Raw genomic sequence first — 22,952 nt, 5'->3', positions numbered from 1 at the left:
TAAGCAAAGGTGCATACCAACCGCGGATGAATAAAGGCTATTCCATGTGACCATTAAAAACAGCCGCAAAGCGGCGAACTAAAATTTATACAGATGAAAATAAACAATAACCACATCAAAGAAGCTACACATTTGCTCAGGAACCGTAAAACCCTTGGCACAATGCTGAAAGACGTTTGGAAAGGCCATTATAAAATGACCTTCTACACTTACGCTGTTGCTGTGCTTGCTATTGCTTATGCAATTTTCCCGCTGGATATTCTTCCTGATTTTATACCTGTAATAGGCTGGGTCGATGACGGCATACTGCTTTTTATCATGTTTCAACAGCTAAAAAAAGAACTTGTAAGATATAATGAAAAACATGCCACCGCAGACATTGTGATCATTGATTCAAAAATTAAAAAATAAAGATCTTAGGTAATTACGTTTCAGGGCTGTCTCCACTTGGAGGCAGCTTTTTTTGAGTATAGCAGTACAATATTTTAATACGGATATAAATGATTAACCATTGTGATTCACTGAGTTATCAACAAGAATGTATATATTTATCGCTCAAAAATTCCTGCATTTTTTAGAAAATGCATGTACATTAAAAGAAGAATAAAACTTTATGTCTGAAATTTCATCTGCAGCGTTTAAAGATTCAAAACCACACTACATCATTCTCAACGGCTTGCGCGGGGTGGCAGCAATAGTAGTGCTGGTATATCATGCTTTTGAGGCGTTTGCTACAAGCCAGCTTGACCAGGTTGTAAACCACGGCTACCTGGCGGTAGATTTTTTCTTTATACTCTCCGGCTTTGTGATCGGCTATGCTTATGACGACCGCTGGGATAAAATGTCGGTAAAGGATTTTCTTAAGCGCAGGGTTATCCGCCTGCATCCGATGGTTATATTGGGAGCAGTCATCGGCGCGATAATGTTTTATTTCCAGGATTACGCGCCATGGAACGTTTCTGCAGTCCCTGTAATTTCATTGTTGCTGGCCACTTTATTAAGCGCTTTTCTTATCCCGATGACGCCCGGCACCGAGATAAGGGGCATTGGTGAAATGTTCCCGTTGAATGGCCCGAGCTGGTCATTGTTCTTCGAATACATCGGCAATATTTTGTACGCTGTTTTAATCAGGCGGCTAACAACGAATGCACTGGCCGTACTTGTGTTTCTGGCAGCCCTCGGATTGGCCGGCTTTGCGGTTTTCGGGCCATTGGGTTCCATCGGCGTTGGATGGACATTGATGGACAGCGGTTTTTTTGGCGGCTTGCTGCGGCTGCTCTTTTCTTTCTCTGCGGGGCTGCTGCTGTCGAGAATATTTAAACCAACTTACATAAAAGGAGCATTCTGGATTTGTACACTGGTTATAATAGCATTGCTTTCATTGCCGCGTATTGGTGGCGATAAGCTTTGGATAAACGGTGTATATGAATCGATTTGCGTTATCATTGTTTTCCCTGTACTTGTGTTTGTGGGCGCTTCAGGCAGAACTACCGGCAAAGGGACCGCACGCTTGTGTAAATTCCTGGGTGATATTTCTTACCCCTTGTACATGGTGCATTATCCTTTTCTTTATTTGTATTATGCATGGGTTAAGAACGGAAATCTTTCGTTTCAGCAATCACTGCCGGGAGCCATAGCATTTGTGGCAGGTTCCATACTGCTGGCCTGGCTATCCTTGAAACTGTATGACGAACCGGTACGCAAATTCCTGACAAAGCGGTTATTGAGAATTGATAAATAACATCACGATTGCATGAATTACAAGGCATAATAAAATAAATTTATTACGCATTTGATTTTATACTAACTTCATATAAACACTTTAGTTTTCATTGAAACAAAAGATCAACTTAAGAGAACTAAAATTTAAAAGACTGAGATTCAGGCGTATACGCTTTCGTGTACTCATGATCATACTGGGACTGGCTGCCACATTCTTAATCGGGTTCAATTTCTGGTTTATAGAGCATGCAGAAAATACTTTGGAGAGTATTGTGGAAAGCCAGTCTGGCGGCAAAATAAAACTTAAGGTTGAGAAGTTTCACTTCAACTGGATTACCAACCAGATAAAGTTGGAGAAGGCAGCTTTATACACTAATAACGATTCTGCTACCAACATGTCTTATCTTTTTAGTGCGCCTGCCATAAATATTAAAGCTACCGGCTTCCTTCCACTGCTTTTTAAAAGAATACTGATCGATTCCATACATATTTACCAGCCTGCAGTTATAGTAACCAAACTTCATGAAGCGCCACAGGCATATACCCATAAAGACACAGCGCGTAGCGGAGACTTCTCGGTGGCCAAAGAGATCGGGCGTATTTCGCAGTCTGTGAACAAAGCAATCAACGTGTTGCATATCAGCCGTTTTATTTTAGATGACGGCAGCTTTTCACTCATTGATAAAACCAAGCCCAAGGAAATCCCTTTTAATGTAAATAAAATCAACATTCTGCTCGACAATCTGCAGGTAGACAGCGCAACAACACGCGGCATGAATCAGCGCATTACTTTTACCGATGAGATATCATTGCAGACTTCCGACCAGGACATGATCTTCCCCGGCAATACGCACTTTTTAAGCTTTAAGAATTTCAGGGTTACCCTGCGCGACCGGCGTGTAGAATTCGACAGTTGTACCATAAGAGCCATCAAAGGTGATAGCTCCAAAACCGCATTCAATATTTTCTTTGATCAGTTAAAATTAACCAACATTGATTTTGATGCCCTGTATAAGTCAGAACTGATCAAAGCTGATTCTGTTTTCTGTAAAAACCCTTCTGTGTTTCTTGATATAGATAATACTAAAAAAGATAAAACGGTAAGCAGCAGGAAAGATGTAAAAAAACTCGACGAGGTTTTGCAGCAACTCATGGGCGACATTATGCTTAACTATGTGATTGTGCAGAATGCAGGCCTTAACATTACCACTTATACACAAGGTAAGAGCAACCTGTTTGCTTCTAAAAACAACAATATTGAGATACAGGGCCTCGCAGTACGCCAGAATCAACAACGGCCGGTTACAATCAATAAGTTTGTAATGAGCCTGTTTAACTATAAAACGCTTTTGCAGAACGGCAGGTACTCATTTGCGTTTGATACATTATTGTTCAATGATAATGAGGTGAACTTAAACAAATTTGCGTTTGAGGAATTTAAAGACGGCAAGCGCATAAAAAGCCTGGAAATGCCTCGTTTTGCATTGCGCGGCTTCTCCTGGGAATCTTTGTTGTACGATAACTATATAGCTGCTGAAAGTGCAAGGTTTTACAACCCGCGTATTACTTTTACAGCATTGCCTTCAAAACAAAAAAAACAAAAAAATATATTTCAAACATTGAATAGCGTGGGCAATGCCATGAAGCTCAGCAACCTGGAGATCATAAACGGAGACATTAAGATCCTTATGGATAAAGGCGCCCGCCTGCATCTGCAAAACACTGACCTCTTTTTACGCGCAAATGAACTCACAGCCTCCAGGAAAATAAAGAATATTCAGCATGCTGTAAAAAACCTTTACACAAGAAGGGCACAGTTTTCAAGCGGCACAGCAAACATCAGGCTCGATAATTTACGGCTCTCAGATGATAAGGCAGGCATCAGTGCAGCCAGCTTATTGCTAAGAAGCAGAGGAGTTAGCGCCCGGGCCAATGGTATAAAGATTTATTCAATTGTGCTGGACAGCGGCAGCAGCAATGTTGTTATGAACGGACTGCGATGGAACAATGCAACAATTGCAATAAATGCAAAACAAAAAAACAATAAAAAACAAACCCGGCAAACCGCCACAGGGCTTGTATTTTCGGCTATTCGCGGCAGCAATACACAGATAAGATCTATCAACAATGATAAAAAAATAAGCGCTTACCTGAGCAGCATCCGTGTTGATAAAATCCTGCAGAAAACGGGCAGACCGGAGATTTACGGTCTTAATGTGTCCGGAAGAGATTTCCTCTTAACTGATCCGGTGCAAACCTTGACTATTAAGAATCTCAGCATATCTGACAATCACAACAGCATTCTCAGCAACATCAGCTACCACAAAATAGATGCGATAGATTCAATTGCGGCATCAATACCACAGGTTACCATTATTCCAAATATTACGCAGATCGTCAATGGAAATATTTTCGTAAACAGCCTGGTGGTGCACGACCCGGTTATCAAAGCACGTATAGGAAAAAAAGACAATAAAAATGCCGGCGGGAAAAAGCAGCCGGAGATCAGTATCGGTGAAGCAAAGCTGGAACGCCCTGACATATTACTCACTTTTACCAATGCAGATGCTTTGCCTTCGAGGGTTGAATGGAACGGCGTAAAGGCAAACAGTTATATACATGTGCACGGCCTCAAATCAACTGCACAGGCACCTGTAAGCGCAGACGAAGTAAAAATTTACCTGACCAACTTTGATTATATCAATGCTAAAAACAAGCGCATTGCTACAAACGACAACAAGCTCAATTTGCTGTTCAAAGATTTCCTGCTGCAAAAAAATGATAGCGGCAAGGCAGAATGGAAAACCACAGCCAACATTCTTTCCATTGACAAATTAATGTTTGACAGCCTTGGCAAAAACAATGCTATCCTCCGCATGGACAACGGTGATGTGAGGAATATATCACTCAACTCCAAATTTCCAAAGGTAGCAGACATTATTAAAAACAGTGACAACCTGCATATCACCGGTACTGACGGTAGCTTAGTATCTGAACGCAACAACATGTACTGGTATAACCTAAGCTTCAATAAAGGATTTTTTAAAACAGATTCTTTTTATCTGGAGCCGCGCCAAAGCCTGGAAGATTATAAGATCGCAAAGAAATTCAATGCCGGTTACCTTACTTTAAGATCAGGATTGATCACAGGCGGACCTTTTAACCTGGAAAAATATGGCAGTGACAGTATTTTGAGCATTGGCAGGATTGAAGCTAACGACCTTTTTATGTATACGTTCAAGGATAAGACCCAACCGGATACGGTAAAAAAATATAAACCCTTACCTACGGCAATGATTAAAAATATTTCTTCAAAGCTGGATATTGGCAGGCTTGACCTGAAGAATATGAATATTCTGCATGAAGAGCTCAGCAATAAAACACTGGCGCTCGCAAAAATCCCTGTAACAGATTTAAATGCCGCTATTGAAAACATCAAAAATCATAACATACAACCACAGGATTCCTTATGGATTACCGCTTCTATGAAAGTTTTGGGAGATTTACCGGTTTATGCCCGCATTCGCGAATCCTATTACGATTCTCTGAACGCTTTTGTTTTAAATGCCAGGGGTGGATCTGTACCACTGGATGCTTTCAACCGCATATTGATTCCTTTTATAGGCGCCAAAGCTGCAAGCGGCTACCTTGATAGCCTTACCATGACAGCTACAGGCAATGAATATTATTCAAAAGGACAAATGCAGATGTATTACAACGGTTTAAAACTGCAGTTGCTCAACAAGAAAGACCTGCCCAACCAAAACTTTTTTAATAAAGTCGTAAGCTGGCTGGCCAACCTGTTGATCGTGCGAAAAAATAATAATGGCAAAGTTGCGCCTGTATTCTTTGAAAGAGATAAGGAGAAAAGCGCCATTAATTTTTACATAAAAACAGCAGTAAGCGGTCTGAAATCAAGCGTTGGACTTCCTGGTGCTAAGCGCCAGGAAAAAAGATATTTCAGGAGAGTGAAGAAAATGGGCAATTGATAATGGGCAATTGATAATGGAAAATTGATAATGGAAACAGGAGAATGGAAAGTGGAAAGAAAACTATTTACCATTCACCTCTTACCTCTCACATTTTTTTTTAACATTACATCTCACCCTGCCACATCAATTTAAGCTCGAATTAAATGTATCGCCCTGGCTGAGGTCGCCGGAGGTGTATCCTTTTTTAAACCAATATACTCTTTCCGCCGAACTGCCATGGGTAAAGGATTCTGGAACTACATAACCCTGTGTTTGCTTTTGAATATTATCATCGCCGATCGCATTGGCTGCCTGCAAAGCAGATTCAATATCTCCCGGCTCCAGTCCAATAGTACCGTTCTTTTCCGCGTAGTGTGTCCACAAGCCTGCAAGAAAATCTGCCTGTAATTCTAATTTCACTGAAAGCTGGTTGTATTCCGCCTGGCTAAGCCTGCCCCTGGCCGCCTCCATTTGTTGGGTAATGCCGAGTAAATTTTGCACGTGATGCCCCACTTCGTGCGCTACCACATAAGATTGCGCCAGATCTCCCTTTGCATTGAACCTTTGTGCCAGTTCATTAAAAAAGGTAAGATCTAAATACACTTTCCCATCAGCCGGGCAATAAAAAGGGCCCATCGCTGAAGATGCGCCTCCACAACCACTTCGCGTGCTTCCGGTAAACATTTTTAAAGTCGGGTTTTGGTATTGCTTGTTTAGCTGCTGGGTAAAAACATTTGCCCATATGTCATTACAGCTATTGAAGGTATATTTAGCGTGTTGTGCAAGTGCATCATCCGGGCGTGGACCGGTAGGTGCAGTCTCCTGTTGAGGGGCCATCTGTTCTACAGAATTGATGAAAGAAAACGGGTTTTGTCCCAACAAGAGCGCTATGATCACCGCTATAATGGTGCCTATTCCTCCGAATGCAAGGCCTCTCCCACCGCCGCTACCACGCTTGTCCTCTATATTTCTGTCGCTGTTATTAGGATTCAACCATTTCATCGCAAAAAATTTAAATTGTGTAAATAGTCAGATTATTAAACAGACAATTACAGCCAATTTTTATGCCAAAAAGGATTTGGTGAATGGTGATTTATGAATGGTGAATAGTTACTGGTAAATGGTGAGAAGTGAGGGTAAGAAGTGAAATTTAATATATAATATATGCAGTGGATGATGTCTTTTCTGTAATGTTTAATCTGTATTTAATCTGTAATTTGTAGTTGGCAATTCCAGTATAAGCAATATCAAATCCGCTATAGATAATAAATATACATAATTCTGACAATTTTAATCGGTATATACTTAGTTAAGTGATTTAGTATTTGTAGATTTGCGCCGACGGTGCCTGCCAGTCAGGCATAGCAAAACCAAAAGGATATGATAACTGTTTCTGATACTGCAAAATCTTACATTACAAGCTTAATGGCGGAGAAGAACCTGGGCAATAACGCTTTTGTACGTGTTGGCGTAAAAGGTGGGGGCTGTTCCGGCCTTGAATACCGGCTTGACTTTGATACCGAACAACAACCGGACGACCAGGTTTATGAAGACAAAGGAATAAAGGTTGTTGTAGATAAAAAAAGCCTGCTTTACCTGTTCGGAACTGAACTGGACTATTCGGGCGGGCTGAATGGCAAAGGACTGTTTTTTAATAATCCAAACGCTACACGCACATGCAGTTGCGGTGAGAGCTTTGCGGTATAGTAAAAATGAAAGTAGTTGCTGTACCTTATTTATAACCAAAAATTTATAACTAACTGACGTGGCAGAGAAAGACGATATATTATTAGAAGAAATTGCGAATAAGGAATATGAATTCGGGTTTACCACCAGTATTGAAATGGATGTATTCCCGCCGGGGCTGAATGAAGATGTGATACGGTTTCTTTCTGAAAAAAAAGGAGAACCGGAATGGATGCTGCAATGGAGGCTGAAAGCTTATGAAGCTTTTAAAAAAGCCAAAATGCCGCAGTGGCAAAACTTTAAAATGCCGGAAATTGACTTCCAGGAAATCTCTTATTATGCAGCGCCCAAAAGCAAAGCAAAATATGACAGCCTTGACGAAGTAGACCCTGAGTTGCTGGAGACATTTGAAAAACTGGGCATTCCCTTAAATGAAAGGAAAATACTGGCAGGCGTGAAAGAATCTGAAGAAGATCGTCCCAAAGTAGCTGTTGACGCTGTATTTGACAGTGTATCTGTAAAAACAACTTACCAGGAAGAGCTGAAAAAGCATGGCATTATTTTCTGCCCTATCAGCGAAGCTATCAGAAACCATCCTGAACTGGTACAAAAATACCTGAGTTCTGTGGTTCCGCAAACCGACAATATTTTTGCTGCATTGAACTCGGCTGTGTTTACAGACGGATCATTTGTTTACATTCCCAAAGGCGTGCGCTGCCCGATGGAGCTTTCAACTTACTTCCGCATCAACACCATGAATACCGGGCAGTTTGAAAGAACACTTATCATTGCAGATGAAGGCAGTTATGTAAGCTACCTGGAAGGCTGCACAGCGCCTCAACGCGATGAAAACCAATTGCACGCAGCCGTAGTAGAATTGATAGCCATGGAAAATGCAGAGATCAAGTATTCAACGGTGCAGAACTGGTATCCGGGAGATAAAGAGGGCAAAGGCGGCATTTATAATTTTGTTACCAAACGCGGTGCCTGCCGCGGCGCCAATGCTAAAATTTCCTGGACGCAGGTAGAGACAGGCTCTTCCATTACCTGGAAATACCCGAGCGTGATATTGCAGGGCGATAATTCTGTTGGCGAATTTTACTCGGTGGCCGTTACAAAAAACTACCAGATAGCTGATACAGGTACCAAAATGATCCACCTGGGTAAAAACACAAAAAGCAGGATCATATCAAAAGGCATTTCCGCCGGTGAAGGGCAAAATTCCTACCGCGGGCTGGTGGCTATGGGCAGAAACGCTGCATTTGCAAGAAACTTCACACAGTGTGATTCTTTGCTTATAGGCGACAGATGCGGTGCACATACATTCCCGTACATAGAAAGTAAGAACAATACAGCAATGGTAGAGCACGAGGCTACTACTTCTAAAATAGGCGAAGACCAGATCTTTTATCTAAACCAGCGAGGCATAGATACCGAACAGGCAGTAGCACTGATTGTAAACGGCTATGCCAAGGAAGTACTCAACCAACTGCCCATGGAATTTGCTGTAGAAGCTCAAAAACTGCTCAGCCTTACATTGGAAGGAAGTGTGGGGTAAATTGCAGATTGCAATTGCAGATTACAAATTGCAGATTACAGATGTTTAAAATATAGATTATGGTATTGGTAATTGACAAAACCACTAAACGAGAGGACATTGATAAACTGCTGAAAGCAAGAATATCAAAACAGAAAAAAAACGGTTTTGATGCAGCAAAGTTTTGCGGCCTGATTAAGCTGAAAGAGCAGCCAATGGATATACAAAAAAAAATGAGGGATGAATGGCAGTAAACTTTTAGTTGACACGAATATTATTTTATATCTGCTCAACGGTAATAAGGCTATAGCCCAAATCCTGGAAGGACGTGACATATACATATCTTTTATAACAGAAATTGAACTGTTAAGCTATTCAGAATTCAATGAGGAAGAGGAATCTATCATTACCGGGCTTTTAAAAAGCTGTAAGATAGTTGATATCAACAGTCAAATTAAAACCGCCACAATCAGCATAAGGAAAAAAAACAGGTTGAAATTGCCTGACAGCATTATTTTAGCTACTTCGCAATTTTTAGACATACCATTTTTTACCTCGGATAAAAGATTAAAAAACATAAAAGGAAATATAGAAATATTACTATATCACATATAATTATGCTAACAATTAAAAACCTACACGCAGGTGTTGAGGATAAAAAAATTCTGAAAGGAATTAATCTTGAAGTAAATGCAGGAGAAGTACATGCCATCATGGGCCCCAACGGATCGGGAAAAAGCTCGCTGGCATCGGTACTGGCAGGAAGAGAAAACTTTGAAGTAACAGAAGGCGAAGTTATGCTGGATGGCAAAGACCTGTTGGATATGTCTCCCGAAGACCGCGCACGCGAAGGCTTGTTCCTGGCCTTTCAATACCCGATAGAAATACCCGGTGTATCTAACATCAATTTCCTGAAAACAGCTTTGAACGAAATACGCAGTTATCACGGCCAAGAGCCTATGGATGCCAAGTCATTCCTGCAACTAGCCAAAGAAAAACAACAACTGGTAGAGTTTGATGCCAAGCTGGTAAACCGCTCTCTGAATGAAGGTTTTTCCGGCGGCGAGAAAAAAAGAAATGAAATATTTCAACTGGCAATGCTTAACCCCAGGCTGGCAGTACTCGACGAAACCGACTCAGGCCTTGACATTGACGCGTTAAGGATCGTGGCAAACGGCGTGAACAAATTACGCTCAGCCAAAAATGCATTTGTGCTGATCACACACTACCAAAGACTCCTGGATTATATTGTTCCCGATTTTGTACATGTATTGTACAACGGGCAAATCATTAAATCAGGTACTAAAGAACTGGCTTTGGAACTTGAAGAAAAAGGGTACGACTGGCTGATCAATAAGTAATCAGAAATTGTGCGTTTGAAAAATCATGCTTTTCATTATCCCAAATAAACATTACGATGTCTCTATACGAATCATTAATTAATAATTTTGAAGATCATATCAATGCCTATGAAGCTCCTGCCCTTATTGCACTAAGGAGGTCGGCATTTGATTATTTTAAGCAAAGCAACTTTCCTACTGTAAAAAACGAGGAGTGGCGTTTTACAAATATCCAGCCTTATGTAAACGAACAATACCACATTGGCCTGGCAGCAGATGTAGAAAAAACAAAAGTTGAAGAAGCTATAAAAGCCTTATCCATACAGGGCTTGGAATCTTACAGGCTGGTGATGGTAAACGGGATTATAGATTTTAATTATAGTGTGCTGCCGGAAAATGATAAATTCATTATACATCCTATAACCGATCTTTTGGGTGATGACAGCTTCATTGAGAAAATAAACTACCAGCTGCCGGTGGAGAAATTTCCTTTTGCTGCGCTGAATACAGCTTACTTTAAAAAAGGATATTTCTTTGATGTAAAAAAAGGCTGCTATCTGGATAAGCCCGTGCAGATCATGCATATTTTCTCTGCCGCTGAAAATTCGCTGATACAACCCAGGAACATTGTGTACCTGGAAAATGATTCTAAGGCAGAGATCATTGAATCTTACCTGTGCATGGACGAGCATGCTTATTTTGTAAACAGTGTTACCGAAATACATGTGGAATCCAATGCACGCTGCTCTCACGCAATTTTCCAGAAAAACGGTAAAAAGCAAAGGTTTGTAACACATGTACAGATTACACAGCAGCAAGACAGCCATTATGATAACTACACCATTACCATTCCCGAATCTGAACTGGTGCGCAATAACCTGAACGTAATTCTTGACGGTAAAAATACCGAAACCCATATGTACGGCTTGTATCTTGCCGGCAACGGACAGCTTATAGACAACCATTCGCTGGTAGAGCACCGCTATCCCAACTGTGAAAGCAACCAGTTGTACAAAGGTGTAATCTTAGATGGCGGTAAAGGTGTATTCAATGGTAAAATACATGTTTTCCGGCCGGCGCAGAAAACCAACGCCTTCCAGCAAAACAACAACCTGCTCTTCAGCAGCAATGCACAGATCAATACCAAACCACAGTTAGAGATCTTTGCCGACGATGTAAAATGCAGCCACGGTTCCACCATCGGGCAATTTAACAAGGAGTCAATGTTTTACCTGCAGACACGCGGCATCAGCAAAGAATCTGCAAAGACCATGCTGGTAAATGCCTTTGCATTTGATGTAACCCAGAAACTGGAAAACGAACCGTTGCGCAACTATATAGATCATTTAATAGAAGATACCATAAGTAGATCAGGAAATGAATAGCTTACACTTATTATTGAAGCAGGCTCATACGGGCCTGCTTTTTTAATCGGGCATCATTCCAATAAATATTTATTGAACCCTTTTTCAAAAATTCCGGGGCTGGCATTATCATACAGGTCTTTCACGGAGCCGAAGCCGATAGCGTCTTTCAGGTGCGTGCCTTCTACTGTTTCTGCGGCTTTGCGCACAATATCCTTTCCGTATTTGTCTTTGATATTGTAAACCGTTTTGCGCAACAGGTCTTTCTGTATTTTGTTATCGAAAAGGCTGTATTGCAGGTGGCTTGCACTGATAAAGTCGCCGACGAGCACACCCATGGAGCGCATTTTACTTGTAAATATATTTACAGATGCAGACTGAGCTTCATGCACCCGGATGCGTTGCTGAATATAGTGCAACATATCTATCCCATCCTGTAAAGGCTCCTGTATTTTGATAGTGGTTTTCCAGGAAGTATTGTCGTAGTAATCTGCATAAAAAGAGATCTCTGTGCAAAAAATATCAGACTTTACCATGCGCTGTTCCAGCTTGGTGCACAACGATACCAACATACCCATTAAGGCTGCTTTACTGGAACGTGTCTGTGCAGACAGGGTACGCATGGCGCTCATTCGCCGGTACTCTGCCGTATAAAGATCCACTTCGGTAAAGTGCAGGCGATGGTACCAATAGTTGCCTACTACTCCACCGAAAGCCTTGCGCAGCAAGGACTCCGAAGCATTCAACATATCTACGGGCCGATAAATGCCCGCCAGGTTCAGCCGCTTTTGGCTGGCAGATGCAATACCCGGCAAATCGGTAAGCTTCATGCGCAGTAAATAATTTTCTAAATTTTCCGGTGTGATCTCTATCAGGCCGTCAGGCTTCTCTATTTCCGTGGCAAGCTTAGCCAGGAACACGTTTTGCGAAATGCCTATGGAACAGGTAATGTACTCGCCTACCTGGCCGCTTATAAGCCTTTTTATTTCTTTAGCCAATGCATGAACATCTTTATACAGGTACTTGTAGCTGGTAAGGTTCATTACCGCTTCGTCTATGCTTTTAGGGATCACATCTTCGCAGTAAGAGCGCAGTATGTTCATAATCTCCACATGAAACTTTCTATACTTTACTGGCCTGCATGCCACCATTTCTATATCGGGGCAAAGCTGTTTGGCTTTATCGAAACGCATGCCTGTTGTAACCCCTGCTTTTTTTGCTTCTCTTGATGGTGCAATGATCACTGCATTATCATTCACATAGGGGCACACGCCTATCGGGCGCCCGCGCAACCGGGGATTTAACTGCTGTTCGCAACTTGCAAAGTAATTGTTCATGTCGATGTACATGATCACCCTTCCTCTGTCTGTGTTGACAATGTTGTTTTTGTTGTAAGACATTACACCATAATTTCTCCAACGAAATTACTAACATTTTTAGCAAAACCAAATAAATAACGCGATATGTTGATAAGTTGTAAAGGCGGGTTGATAAACACTTTACAGAACGGTGATGAAATATATCTATTTTAAATCAATGAATTATAAAAAAATCATTTACTTTCGAGCAGGCAATAACCTTGTTAACTAACTAACAATGCATCTTTTAAACAAGATCAAATCAAATGATATCCTTACGGCCTTCGGCTTCATTCTCACCGGGTTGATTGCTCTTTCCGTTATTGCACGCTACAATTATCTCTTGTTTCATATCCTGGTAGAGCTTACATCTATTGTGATCATGATATCGTTGTTTACCATCACCTGGAATATTCGCAAACATATAGAGAACCATTACTTGCTGGTTGTAGGCATATCGTCTTTATTCATTGGGGTGCTTGATTTAATGCATACCGTAACTTTTGACGGTATGAACATTATACAATCCAATGTCCATTATGCACCTCAGTTCTGGATTGTGACCCGGCTGCTGGAGTCTGCCACTTTGTTTACAGGTTTTACTTTTCTAAAATTAAATAAACGGCCCAATCCTACGGCGGCATTTCTGATCTATGCAGCCATTACCGCAGTAATCATTGCGGCTATCCTGAAATGGAATATTTTACCACCCTTTTATATTGAGGGTCACGGCCAGACGGCTATAAAAATATATGCCGAATATGTGATCATTTTTATACTGCTGATGGCTTTGTTTATGCTGTATCAAAACAAGAATTATTTCGATAAGAGGATTTACAGCTACATTTTTATGTCTATTGTTTCAGCGATCATTTCTGAAATATGTTTTGCCCTCTACTTTTCAAACTTTGATATTTTTAACCAGATAGGCCATTATGCTAAAGTGATCACTTTCTTTTGTATATACCGTGCCAATGTGGAAGAAGGTTTTATGAAACCCGCAGAGACGCTTTTTAAAACCATAAAGGCAAACGAGATCAGGTACAAAAATTTATCTAATGAGCTTGCTGCGAAAAATGAAGAGTACGTATTGCTGAATGAAAAGTATAAACAGCAGAATGACCTGCTTAAAGGCAATGAATCAAAATTAAAAGATCTGAATGCTACAAAAGACAAGTTTTTCTCTATCATAGCACACGACCTGCGAAATATTTTTACACCCATCACTATGTATAGTGATATGCTGGCCAAGAATTCCATGAGCCTGTCCCCGAACCAGATTACCGGCTTTTCCGGGAATATTAATGCAGCATCCCGCCATGCGTATAATTTATTTGAAAACCTGCTGAAATGGTCCAGTATGCAGTCTGGCAAGCTGGTGCCTTCTTTTGAAAAGGTATCGATAAAAGGTTTGCTGGAAGAAATAAAGGTGGTTAAGACCCAGCTTGCCGGGTTGAAAAGCATTCAAATACATTTCCACATCAACGATCACTATGCCTTTGCTGACAAAGAAATGGTGCGAACGGTATTGCGCAACCTAGTAAATAATGCCATCAAATTTACCTCCGCCGGTGGAAGCATAGCAGTGACCACCTATTTGGAAAACAATACGGTTGTATTTTGTGTAAAAGACACCGGCATCGGCATCAGTGCGGCACACATTGACAAATTGTTCAGAATTGATAGCAATATTACACGTCCGGGAACCGCGGAAGAGAAAGGTTCAGGCCTGGGTTTGATCCTTTGCTGGGAGTTTGTGGAAAAAAACAATGGTAAGATTTGGGCGGAAAGTAAAGAGGGAAACGGCAGTTCATTTTATTTTTCCGTACCTGAGTACCAATCTTAATTTTGAAACACATTGGATCATATAAAAAGAGAGCTGTAATACAACTCTCTTTTTTTTAGGGTAAAAGTTTTTACTACCACTTCTCGTTGTAGTAAGAATAATCTTCTTCGTTCTTGGGTTTAAAGCCCATGTAAATACCACCGTCTTTAATCCTTCTTTCATACTCTTCGGCTTTATCTTTAGGTACTCCGGCTCCTGTCAAAGCGCCGATGAGACCACCTGTTAATGCCCCTGCTCCGGCCCCTGCAAGCCCGGCAGCAATTGGTCCTGCAACTACCAGCCCGAGACCGGGCAATAATACGTTGGATCCTATGGCGGCTACAGCTCCTATCAGCGCACCTATACCGCCACCGATCATAGAACCTGTTCCTGCATTTTCCATAGCCTTATCGCCTAATGCTGAATCATGGGCATCATTCTTAAAATATTTATCTCTTGTTTGGTCTGACATTAATACGTCTACATCATCATGAGTGTATCCACGTGCAGTCAGATCATTGTAAGCAGCCTCAGCGCTTTCCCTGTCATCAAATACTCTTGAATAAACTCTGTCGCTGTCGTAGTTATGACTTTGATTGTGTAAGTTTTCGTTGTGCATGTTTTCGTTTTCCATAGTTTTTATTTTTTAATAAATGAATAATGGTTGTTCGTATATTAAGAAGGAAAACCGTGCCATAGAATTTATAAATAGCTCTAAATAAGAAGTTTAAATTTATTTTCTCATAAATGTGAAGGAATATAAAACAGCGAAAGCCTGGCATGGCACACAGGCTACTATTCTAAAAATAGGGCTCTTAGATGTTTGCCAGCGTAAAACTACAGGACTTCCTATTACCTGTTTCTTTTTTTGAAAATGATATTTTAATTTTTATTTTTTACACATAAGTACTCATCGATCAACATTGATAAAAACAGCAGAAACGTTGCGGTTAAACCGTTCTCATCAATGCAGGTAACAGTAGCAGGCCGGACATGTTAAGCTTAAAACGCAAAAAGAAATACCTATAACGCTACGCTATCTGCCGCCAGAAAATTATGAAAATGTTTTTGTATGAAGGTAAATTTTCAATTACAGGTATTTACAGCGCTTGCAGGCGCTTAACAAGTTCAGTCATCTGCAAATTACTATCCAGTATGTTACCATTACCATCCAACAGGAATGTTTTGGGCAAGCCCGATACATTGTAGCCTAACGCAGCATAGCTCACAAATCCATGTTGTGCCAACAGGTTGATCCAGTTTGCCTGATCCTGTTTTACGGCATTGAGCCAGGCATGCTTGTTTTGATCCAGTGATACAGCCACTATTTCAAGGCCCTTGCTTTGGTAAGCATTGTACAGCTGTTTTAATTGTACATTCTTTTGCCTGCAAGGCCCGCACCAGCTTGCCCAGAAGTTAAGTACAATCAACTTCCCTTTTACGCCTGATAAAACAACTGTTTTGCCGTTGCTATCGGGTAAGGCAAGATCTGCTGCGCGTTTTGCGGCAACAGTTTTCCTGGCGTTGACAATTTCCATCAATGCGGCCTGATACTTTGTTTGCGGTGCATACGTTCGGATTGTATCTGCATATTGTTGTAATACAGAAAGGTCGTTTTCTGCCTGCGCATAAATGGCAGAGAGCAAAGCAATGGCGCTCCACGCATCGTGCTTGTGTGCGGTGATAAAACCGGCCAGTTTGTTTTTATAAGTTTTTATAGCGCCGGCGTATTTCTCCAGAATGATCTTTCTTTCAGCAGGCGTGTAATTGCCCCCTACCTCAGTCCTGTAGTAGAGCAAGGAGTCTTCATAAGCTTTCAGGCCGGTTGTGTATTGTACATATCCTTCAAGCGCGGATATGGATTCAAGCATGTTTTGGGCATTTGCTGTCATTGTAAATAGCCCGAATAGCAACAGCGATATGATTCTGCTGCACATTATTTTTTATGCCGGCTTTCTAAAATATCCATTACATCTTTTAACCGGAATCCTTTCTGGTTTAGCAATATCAGGTAATGAAACAACAGGTCGGCAGCTTCATTTAAAAAGAGGTCATCATTGTTGTCTTTTGCTTCTATCACCAGCTCCACTGCTTCTTCCCCTACCTTCTGGGCTATCTTATTGGTGCCCTTTTTAAAAAGGCTTGAAACATAGGACTTATCAGCATCCTCGCCTTTCCTGCCTTCTATAACCGTTTCAAGATAATAAAGGAAATCCGCTGATGTATTTTCCTCTGACCAGCAGGTATCCGCTCCTGTATGACACACAGGGCCTGCAGGCTCAGCTTTTACAAGCAATGTATCCTTATCGCAATCGGTCTTTATTTCCTTTAATAAAAGAAAGTTTCCGCTCTCCTCGCCTTTTGTCCATAAGCGGTTTTTGCTTCTGCTGAAGAAAGTAACTTTTCCGGTTTCATTTGTTTTATCAAATGCTTCGCGGTTCATGAAGCCCAGCATCAGCACGGTTTTGGTATTGCTGTCCTGGACAATTGCAGGCACCAGCCCGTCGGTATATTTTAAAAAATCAATTTCCATTGTTAAGTAGTTATGAGTAGTAGAGCCATCTACATTCTCATGGATATTTTTTTATCGTGTAAATATTTTTTTAATTCCCTGATCTCAATTTCTTTATAGTGGAATATGCCTGCTGCAAGCGCTGCTTCTGCCTTGGTTTGCTGAAAAAGATCAAGAAAATGCTGCTGTGTGCCTCCTCCGCCGCTGGCAATAACAGGGACTGAAACCGCTTCAGACAACTCTTTGGTAATGTCCAGCGCAAAGCCCTGCCTGGTACCGTCGTGATTCATGGAAGTAAGCAATATTTCTCCTGCACCCAGCTCTGTGGCTTGTTTTGCCCAGTCAATGCAGTTGATATCAGTTTTTAATCGGCCGCCATTGAGATACACATACCAGTTTCCATCCGCCTCTTTTTTAGTATCTATGGCTACTACCACACATTGGCTGCCAAACTGCTTTACCAGTTCACTGATCAGTTGCGGGTTGCGCACTGCTGCACTGTTGACAGAGATCTTATCCGCGCCGTTTTGCAACAAAGCGCTTACATCCTTTACGGAAGATATGCCGCCGCCTACCGTAAAAGGAATATTGATATGCCGGGCTATTTTGTCTACCAACTCAATAAACGTTTTGCGCTTTTCAATGGTGGCTGTGATATCGAGGAACACCAGCTCATCTGCTCCCTGCGCCGCGTACATACTGGCAAGCTCTACCGGATCGCCGGCATCGCGCAGTTCCACAAAATTTACGCCTTTTACAGTCCTGCCGTTATGTATATCCAAGCAGGGAATAATTCTTTTTGTAAGCATAGGCTGCAATTTAGCAACAAAAACGGAAATTGTTATCGTAAACAATAGCATCCCTCAGATAAAATATAGCAGGTAAATATTTTTCTAAAAAAAACTTAGCCCGGCGAAATAAGTTTTACCAATATTTTTAGCGCCAAATGCATTTTTATTTACTAAATTTGTTAGCAAATAATCTTTTTTCCATGTCTGAAAGAATAAGAGAGAAATTGCAGATTTTATCGGCAGCCGCCAAGTACGATGTATCCTGTGCATCCAGCGGCAGCAAGCGCGAAAATCACAATAAAGGACTGGGCAACAGCGCTTCTTCCGGTATCTGCCACAGCTTTACAGAAGACGGCAGATGTATATCATTATTAAAAATTTTGCTGACCAACCACTGCATATTTGATTGTGCCTTCTGCACTTCCCGCCGAAGTAACGATATCAAACGCGCTGCTTTTACCGTGGATGAGGTGGTAGAGCTTACCATGAATTTTTACCGAAGAAACTACATTGAAGGCCTTTTCCTGAGTTCGGGTATTTTTAAAAATGCCGACTATACCATGGAACGGCTGCTGCGCATTGTAAAACGCCTGCGGCTGCAAGAAAGATTCAACGGCTATATTCATTTAAAAACCATACCGGGCGCCAGCCAGGAGCTGGTGACAGAAGCTGGTTTGTATGCAGACCGTATGAGCATTAACCTGGAAATGCCTACCGAAGCGGGATTGAAGATGGTAGCTCCTGAAAAATCACACACAGAAGTGAGAAAAGAATTGTCGGTGATACAAAACCAGCTCATTGCGTTTAAAGATGAAAGAAAAATAATCAAGCATACGCCCAGGTTTGTACCTGCAGGACAAAGCACCCAAATGGTTATCGGCGCTACGCCGGAGTCTGATAAAGACATCATGTACACAGCCAATGAATTTTATAAAACCTATGCACTGAAACGCGTTTATTATTCCGGCTACCTGCCTGTAAACAACGATGCGCGCCTGCCAGCAATCGGAAGCCAGCCTCCATTGTTGAGAGAGAACCGCCTGTACCAGGCAGACTGGCTCCTGCGTTTTTATAAATTTGATGTGAATGAAATATTGAACGATAGAAATCCCAATCTTGATGTGGATGTAGATCCTAAGCTCGGCTGGGCATTGCGCAACCTGCACCTGTTTCCCGTAGATATAAACAAAGCAGATTACACAATGATTATGCGGGTACCCGGTATTGGTATTACCTCCGCAAAAAAAATAATCCAGGCCAGGAAGTTTGGCAGCCTGCGCACAGACCAGTTAAAAAAAATAGGCATTTCGTATAACCGTGCGCAACATTTTATTGTGTGCGCAGATACACCCTTGCGCATCAGCGACCCGGAAGCCATGCATATCAAAAAGGCTATCCTGCATAATGGAAATAGTAAATACAGGACTGTAACCTCTAACCAATTAAGCCTTTTTCAATGACCTGTATTTTTGATAATACCTTCAAAGGATTGTTGTGCTGTGTGTTTGAGCGGTATGAACGGAAAGCACGCAATGTGAAAGTGGTGCCCCAACAACTGCATACCCCATCGCTGATCAGTGATGAGTTAACTATTAATACAGATGAGGCAAAAGCGCTGCGCGTATGGAAAGGCCTGCAGAAAAAAATCACGGAAGAATGGCAGCTTAAGCTCTATTGCGCATTCCTTTCCGAATTGCCTGATGCATACCAGGCATTGTTTGACTGCATCTGCTACTTTTTCGATTCTAAACAAATTGTATATACCAACTATGGCAACAATCATATTCTTACCGTAAATAAAATTGCCCGCAAGGTATCAAGGGAGCAGCACCGCATGAAGGGCTTCATCAGGTTTCAGCATACCAGAGACAATATTTATTATGCTGCCATTGAGCCTGACCACAATGTTGTACCGTTGTTGTCAACGCATTTTAAGAACCGGTTTGCCGACCAGCAATGGATCATTTACGATAAGAAAAGAGGCTATGGCATATATTACAACCTGCATACTGTACAAGAAATCAGTTTTACTTTTGATGGAAGCCTCCAGAACGCTGAAAGCACAACACTGCCCGCATCTGTAGTGGATGAACCGGAAGTGCTGTATACCAGTTTGTGGAAAGATTACTACAACAGTACCAACATCAAAGAAAGAAAAAACATAAAACTGCATACCCAGTTTCTTCCAAAAAGATATTGGCGCTATTTAAGTGAAAAACAATAGCAAACGGAGAAGACTGATAGCGAATGAACATACCTGCCATCTTACTGTCGGCTGAGCCTTAAAATCATTTGCAGATATTGCCACAAGTATTACCAGCGCCTGCCATTCAGCAGCACGTAACTTTTCTATATTTAATTGTATAATTTGCCATAAAGCAAGCTATTCAAGAAAAAATTGCAGCAGATGATTTGATGTTGTTTAAAATGGCAGTCCTATACCCAGTTGCAGTGCATAGTTGTTTCTATACATCGGTCTTTCATTAAGCGGATTAATAGTAGCCGGAAATTCATTATTTCTCCAGGTAAAGTTCCATGGATCAAGCCATCCGTTATTTTCCAGCCGTGCCGGATCTTTTAGTTTAAAACCAATGTCGAATCTTATAAGAAAATAGCTGAAATCCACTCTCAGCCCCGTTCCCAGGGCAATAGCCAGGTCTTTGCCCAGCCTGTTGATACTGAATTCACTGTTGGGAAGTTCTTCCTGCCGGTGCACATTCCACACGTTCCCGATATCTGTAAACACTGCACCATTGAATTTCACGGAGCTGATATTGAACATCGGAAAACGGTATTCAAGGTTTGCTTCCAGCTGCATATCGCCGTACCTGTCGCGGAAAGTACTGGAGGTATCACTCAGCAACGAGCTTCCAAGCCCCAGTTGGCGCAGGTTCCAGCCCCGCATGCTGTTGGGGCCACCTGCAACGAACTGCTTAAAGAAAGGTAAGGTTTTACCAAACTTATCCAGGCGGTTGTAGTTGTAACCAACGCCTGCAAAGCCGCGCATGGCCAGCGTTGTTTTCCGGAAGTCAAAGTGTTTAATGTATTCAGATTCCAGCCGCAGGTAGCGGTATATATTAGCACGCCATGCAGGTATAAGGCCTGCCAGGGCGCCCGCTTCTTCTACGCCTACCCTGAAGAAATTGGTGCCGGGTATGCGCCGGTTGGGAAAAGTATAGCGCCAGCTTACCTGCTGGCTGATAACCGTACCGGTATTGAATGCTTTTGTCAAATAAGGGTTTTCTGAAAATGCCGTTCGCAGGAAACGCAGCGTATCTAAGCCATACAGCTCTATATTGAGCGGGCGGTAGAGCCAGGCCTGCCTGCCATGCTGCCATTCATATCCCCAGTTGGCAGTGACCGAACGCAGCCTGAAATAATCTTTGCGGTCAGTGTAGCTGGCATTTAAATTCAGTACCGTGCGCACATTGTTGTAATTCTTAGCGCGGATGCGTTCAAAAGGCACTATAAATCTCGGGAACACCAGTGACTGTCCTGCGCCCAGCTGCAGCGTCTGTAACAATCCACCCGGCGCATTGGAATTGGCAATATTTAATTCTACTCCGGCCCGCAGTGCGGTGGTAGCCTGTATGGCACGCCGCCATACATTCCTGTTTTTAAAACTCAGGTTCAGTGCCAGCCCGAATAAATTTGATCCGAAGAGATAATCCCCGCTGTTACGGCTTGCCTCCACATCCACAGTGGCATTGTGCTGCAACGCGGGCGCCATAAAGAAATTGAAATCAACGCTATCGCCCCGCACCACGTTTCTTGCGTCTACCTGCTGCCATGCGCCGATGGAACTGAGGTTGTTGATGGTTTTAAAATACATACTGTCATTGTACAACTCTCCCGGTGTAAGGTACAAGTGTTCCAGTATAGGCCTGCGGTGAAATTTTCCCAAACTCTGATAAATAGATATGTTACCACGGCGTGGCGTTGTGTACACATCGGTAAACCTGCCTGTATGCAACAGGATAGAATCCGGGATATCGGTAAATTTTGTTTCTGGAAAAAAATTGATCCTGCCTACTTTAAAAACATCAAAATCTCTTTCATCCTGCAAGGCAAGCGTAGAGTCTTCATTTTTGCGTTCTTTTATCAGCACTTTGGCAGTAGGCTGTTCTTTACGCCTGGCGGCTACTTCTGCCATTTTTACTGCCTGCTCAAAAGGATCAAGCGTGAGCTCCAGCAATGCGGCATCGGCTGTATCAACTTCTGCAATCAAATTATTTTTCCTTAAGAAATAATAACCATTGTTGCGGTAAATACCGGTAAGCCTGTCAAGTTCTGTGGAAAGTACAGTCCTTGTGAGCCTGCTTTTTCCACGCCTGATAGCAGATTCCTTCCTGTGGAGTTCAGAAAGTTGCTTTAGGTCGGGGTTATCAAAAGCATAGCCGAAACTGTCTATAATAGTGGGTTTTCCCGTTTTTATATTCATGCGCACAAAAGTTTTTTGCAGGTTTTTATTGCTGCTGTCAATGCGTACGCTGTCTTTTAGTGCTGAATTGTAAAACGATTGTGCCTGCAGGTAACCTTGCATATAAGCTATGGATGCAGATATATTGGCGGTATCAAATACAGGGGGCTTATCAAGCACAGTAAACACCAGGAACTTTTGCACGCGGTTGGCATACAGGCTGTCGTCCCAGTAGTTACCCAGGTTTTCCTGCAATGTTTTTCTTTCGTCAGCGGCTATATTACGATCAATAATTTTAACTTCGTTGCGGTAAACAAAAGGCACACCCGAGGGCGCATCCTTAATGGTTGTACAGGAGCTGACTGATAAAATCACCAGCATTAAAACAGCTGCCGTTGTATTGATTCTTTTTATAAAACGCATAAA

General features: G+C 41.9%; 19 protein-coding genes. 12 read left to right on the top strand and 7 right to left on the bottom strand.

Annotated features, from left to right (window positions below):
- The first annotated feature begins 93 nt into the window (after positions 1 to 93).
- From OD355_RS04705 to OD355_RS04695, 3 genes are all read left to right on the top strand, one after another.
- The gene (locus OD355_RS04705; protein WP_263037301.1) at positions 94 to 411 is read left to right on the top strand and encodes a YkvA family protein; all 318 of its coding nucleotides are present in this window, start codon (positions 94 to 96) and stop codon (positions 409 to 411) included.
- A 202-nt stretch (positions 412 to 613) separates the two neighbouring features.
- On the top strand, positions 614 to 1,741 hold the full coding sequence (locus tag OD355_RS04700) for an acyltransferase family protein (protein WP_263037300.1): 1,128 nt from the start codon (positions 614 to 616) through the stop codon (positions 1,739 to 1,741).
- A gap of 91 nt (positions 1,742 to 1,832) precedes the next feature.
- Positions 1,833 to 5,711: an AsmA family protein gene (locus OD355_RS04695; protein WP_263037299.1), complete on the top strand. Its 3,879-nt coding sequence runs from the start codon at positions 1,833 to 1,835 to the stop codon at positions 5,709 to 5,711.
- A gap of 126 nt (positions 5,712 to 5,837) precedes the next feature.
- Here the strand turns inward: OD355_RS04695 and ypfJ are convergent, their stop codons facing one another.
- Entirely contained in the window at positions 5,838 to 6,695 is an 858-nt protein-coding gene (gene ypfJ, locus OD355_RS04690) for a KPN_02809 family neutral zinc metallopeptidase (protein WP_263037298.1), read from the bottom strand.
- A gap of 378 nt (positions 6,696 to 7,073) precedes the next feature.
- Here ypfJ and OD355_RS04685 point away from each other — a divergent pair, with 378 nt between their 5' ends.
- Genes OD355_RS04685 through sufD form a run of 6 tightly spaced genes read left to right on the top strand, consistent with a single transcriptional unit; the run spans position 7,074 to position 11,641 of the window.
- Positions 7,074 to 7,400, top strand: coding sequence for a HesB/IscA family protein (locus tag OD355_RS04685; protein WP_263037297.1), 327 nt, complete (start codon positions 7,074 to 7,076; stop codon positions 7,398 to 7,400).
- Positions 7,401 to 7,458: 58 nt separating this feature from the next.
- Positions 7,459 to 8,937, top strand: a complete 1,479-nt coding sequence (gene sufB / locus OD355_RS04680) for a Fe-S cluster assembly protein SufB (RefSeq protein WP_263037296.1) — start codon at positions 7,459 to 7,461, stop codon at positions 8,935 to 8,937.
- Positions 8,938 to 8,996: 59 nt separating this feature from the next.
- The gene (locus OD355_RS04675) at positions 8,997 to 9,170 is read left to right on the top strand and encodes a hypothetical protein (RefSeq protein WP_263037295.1); all 174 of its coding nucleotides are present in this window, start codon (positions 8,997 to 8,999) and stop codon (positions 9,168 to 9,170) included.
- Positions 9,157 to 9,531 (top strand): type II toxin-antitoxin system VapC family toxin, encoded by a 375-nt coding sequence (locus tag OD355_RS04670; RefSeq protein ID WP_263037294.1) that lies wholly within the window; start codon positions 9,157 to 9,159, stop codon positions 9,529 to 9,531. The genes OD355_RS04675 and OD355_RS04670 overlap by 14 nt, the downstream gene beginning before the upstream one ends.
- Positions 9,532 to 9,533: 2 nt before the next feature.
- Complete coding sequence (gene sufC, locus OD355_RS04665; RefSeq protein WP_317619105.1) at positions 9,534 to 10,277, top strand: Fe-S cluster assembly ATPase SufC; 744 nt, start codon at positions 9,534 to 9,536, stop codon at positions 10,275 to 10,277.
- Positions 10,278 to 10,333: 56 nt separating this feature from the next.
- The gene (sufD, locus tag OD355_RS04660; RefSeq protein ID WP_263037293.1) at positions 10,334 to 11,641 is read left to right on the top strand and encodes a Fe-S cluster assembly protein SufD; all 1,308 of its coding nucleotides are present in this window, start codon (positions 10,334 to 10,336) and stop codon (positions 11,639 to 11,641) included.
- 53 nt (positions 11,642 to 11,694) lie between these two features.
- Here sufD and OD355_RS04655 read toward each other — a convergent pair whose 3' ends face one another.
- Positions 11,695 to 13,020 (bottom strand): DNA polymerase Y family protein, encoded by a 1,326-nt coding sequence (locus OD355_RS04655; protein ID WP_263037292.1) that lies wholly within the window; start codon positions 13,018 to 13,020, stop codon positions 11,695 to 11,697.
- Between the two features lie 196 nt (positions 13,021 to 13,216).
- On the opposite strand from OD355_RS04655, the gene OD355_RS04650 reads away from it, so the two are divergent.
- A complete protein-coding gene (locus OD355_RS04650) occupies positions 13,217 to 14,824 on the top strand; it encodes a sensor histidine kinase (protein ID WP_263037291.1) in 1,608 nt (535 codons plus the stop codon).
- A 73-nt stretch (positions 14,825 to 14,897) separates the two neighbouring features.
- Here the strand turns inward: OD355_RS04650 and OD355_RS04645 are convergent, their stop codons facing one another.
- From OD355_RS04645 to hisF, 4 genes are all read right to left on the bottom strand, one after another.
- Positions 14,898 to 15,437 (bottom strand): hypothetical protein, encoded by a 540-nt coding sequence (locus OD355_RS04645; protein WP_263037290.1) that lies wholly within the window; start codon positions 15,435 to 15,437, stop codon positions 14,898 to 14,900.
- 466 nt (positions 15,438 to 15,903) lie between these two features.
- Complete coding sequence (locus tag OD355_RS04640; protein WP_263037289.1) at positions 15,904 to 16,740, bottom strand: TlpA family protein disulfide reductase; 837 nt, start codon at positions 16,738 to 16,740, stop codon at positions 15,904 to 15,906.
- The gene (gene hisIE / locus OD355_RS04635; protein WP_263037288.1) at positions 16,740 to 17,336 is read right to left on the bottom strand and encodes a bifunctional phosphoribosyl-AMP cyclohydrolase/phosphoribosyl-ATP diphosphatase HisIE; all 597 of its coding nucleotides are present in this window, start codon (positions 17,334 to 17,336) and stop codon (positions 16,740 to 16,742) included. Before hisIE ends, OD355_RS04640 begins: the two co-directional genes overlap by 1 nt.
- Positions 17,337 to 17,365: 29 nt before the next feature.
- Positions 17,366 to 18,124: an imidazole glycerol phosphate synthase subunit HisF gene (hisF, locus tag OD355_RS04630; protein WP_263037287.1), complete on the bottom strand. Its 759-nt coding sequence runs from the start codon at positions 18,122 to 18,124 to the stop codon at positions 17,366 to 17,368.
- Positions 18,125 to 18,306: 182 nt separating this feature from the next.
- Between hisF and OD355_RS04625 the strand changes: the two genes are divergently transcribed.
- Positions 18,307 to 19,566, top strand: coding sequence for a putative DNA modification/repair radical SAM protein (locus tag OD355_RS04625; RefSeq protein WP_263037286.1), 1,260 nt, complete (start codon positions 18,307 to 18,309; stop codon positions 19,564 to 19,566).
- A complete protein-coding gene (locus tag OD355_RS04620) occupies positions 19,563 to 20,330 on the top strand; it encodes a TIGR03915 family putative DNA repair protein (protein WP_263037285.1) in 768 nt (255 codons plus the stop codon). Before OD355_RS04625 ends, OD355_RS04620 begins: the two co-directional genes overlap by 4 nt.
- 198 nt (positions 20,331 to 20,528) lie before the next feature.
- On the opposite strand, the gene OD355_RS04615 is transcribed toward OD355_RS04620, so the two are convergent.
- Entirely contained in the window at positions 20,529 to 22,949 is a 2,421-nt protein-coding gene (locus OD355_RS04615) for a BamA/TamA family outer membrane protein (protein ID WP_263037284.1), read from the bottom strand.
- Between the last annotated feature and the right edge of the window lie 3 nt (positions 22,950 to 22,952).

The sequence above is a fragment of the Haoranjiania flava genome (genome assembly GCF_025631005.1).
GTDB lineage: Bacteria > Bacteroidota > Bacteroidia > Chitinophagales > Chitinophagaceae > Haoranjiania > Haoranjiania flava.
Note: the sequence above shows the minus strand (reverse complement) of the source record. Positions and strands in the feature narration are given on the sequence as shown.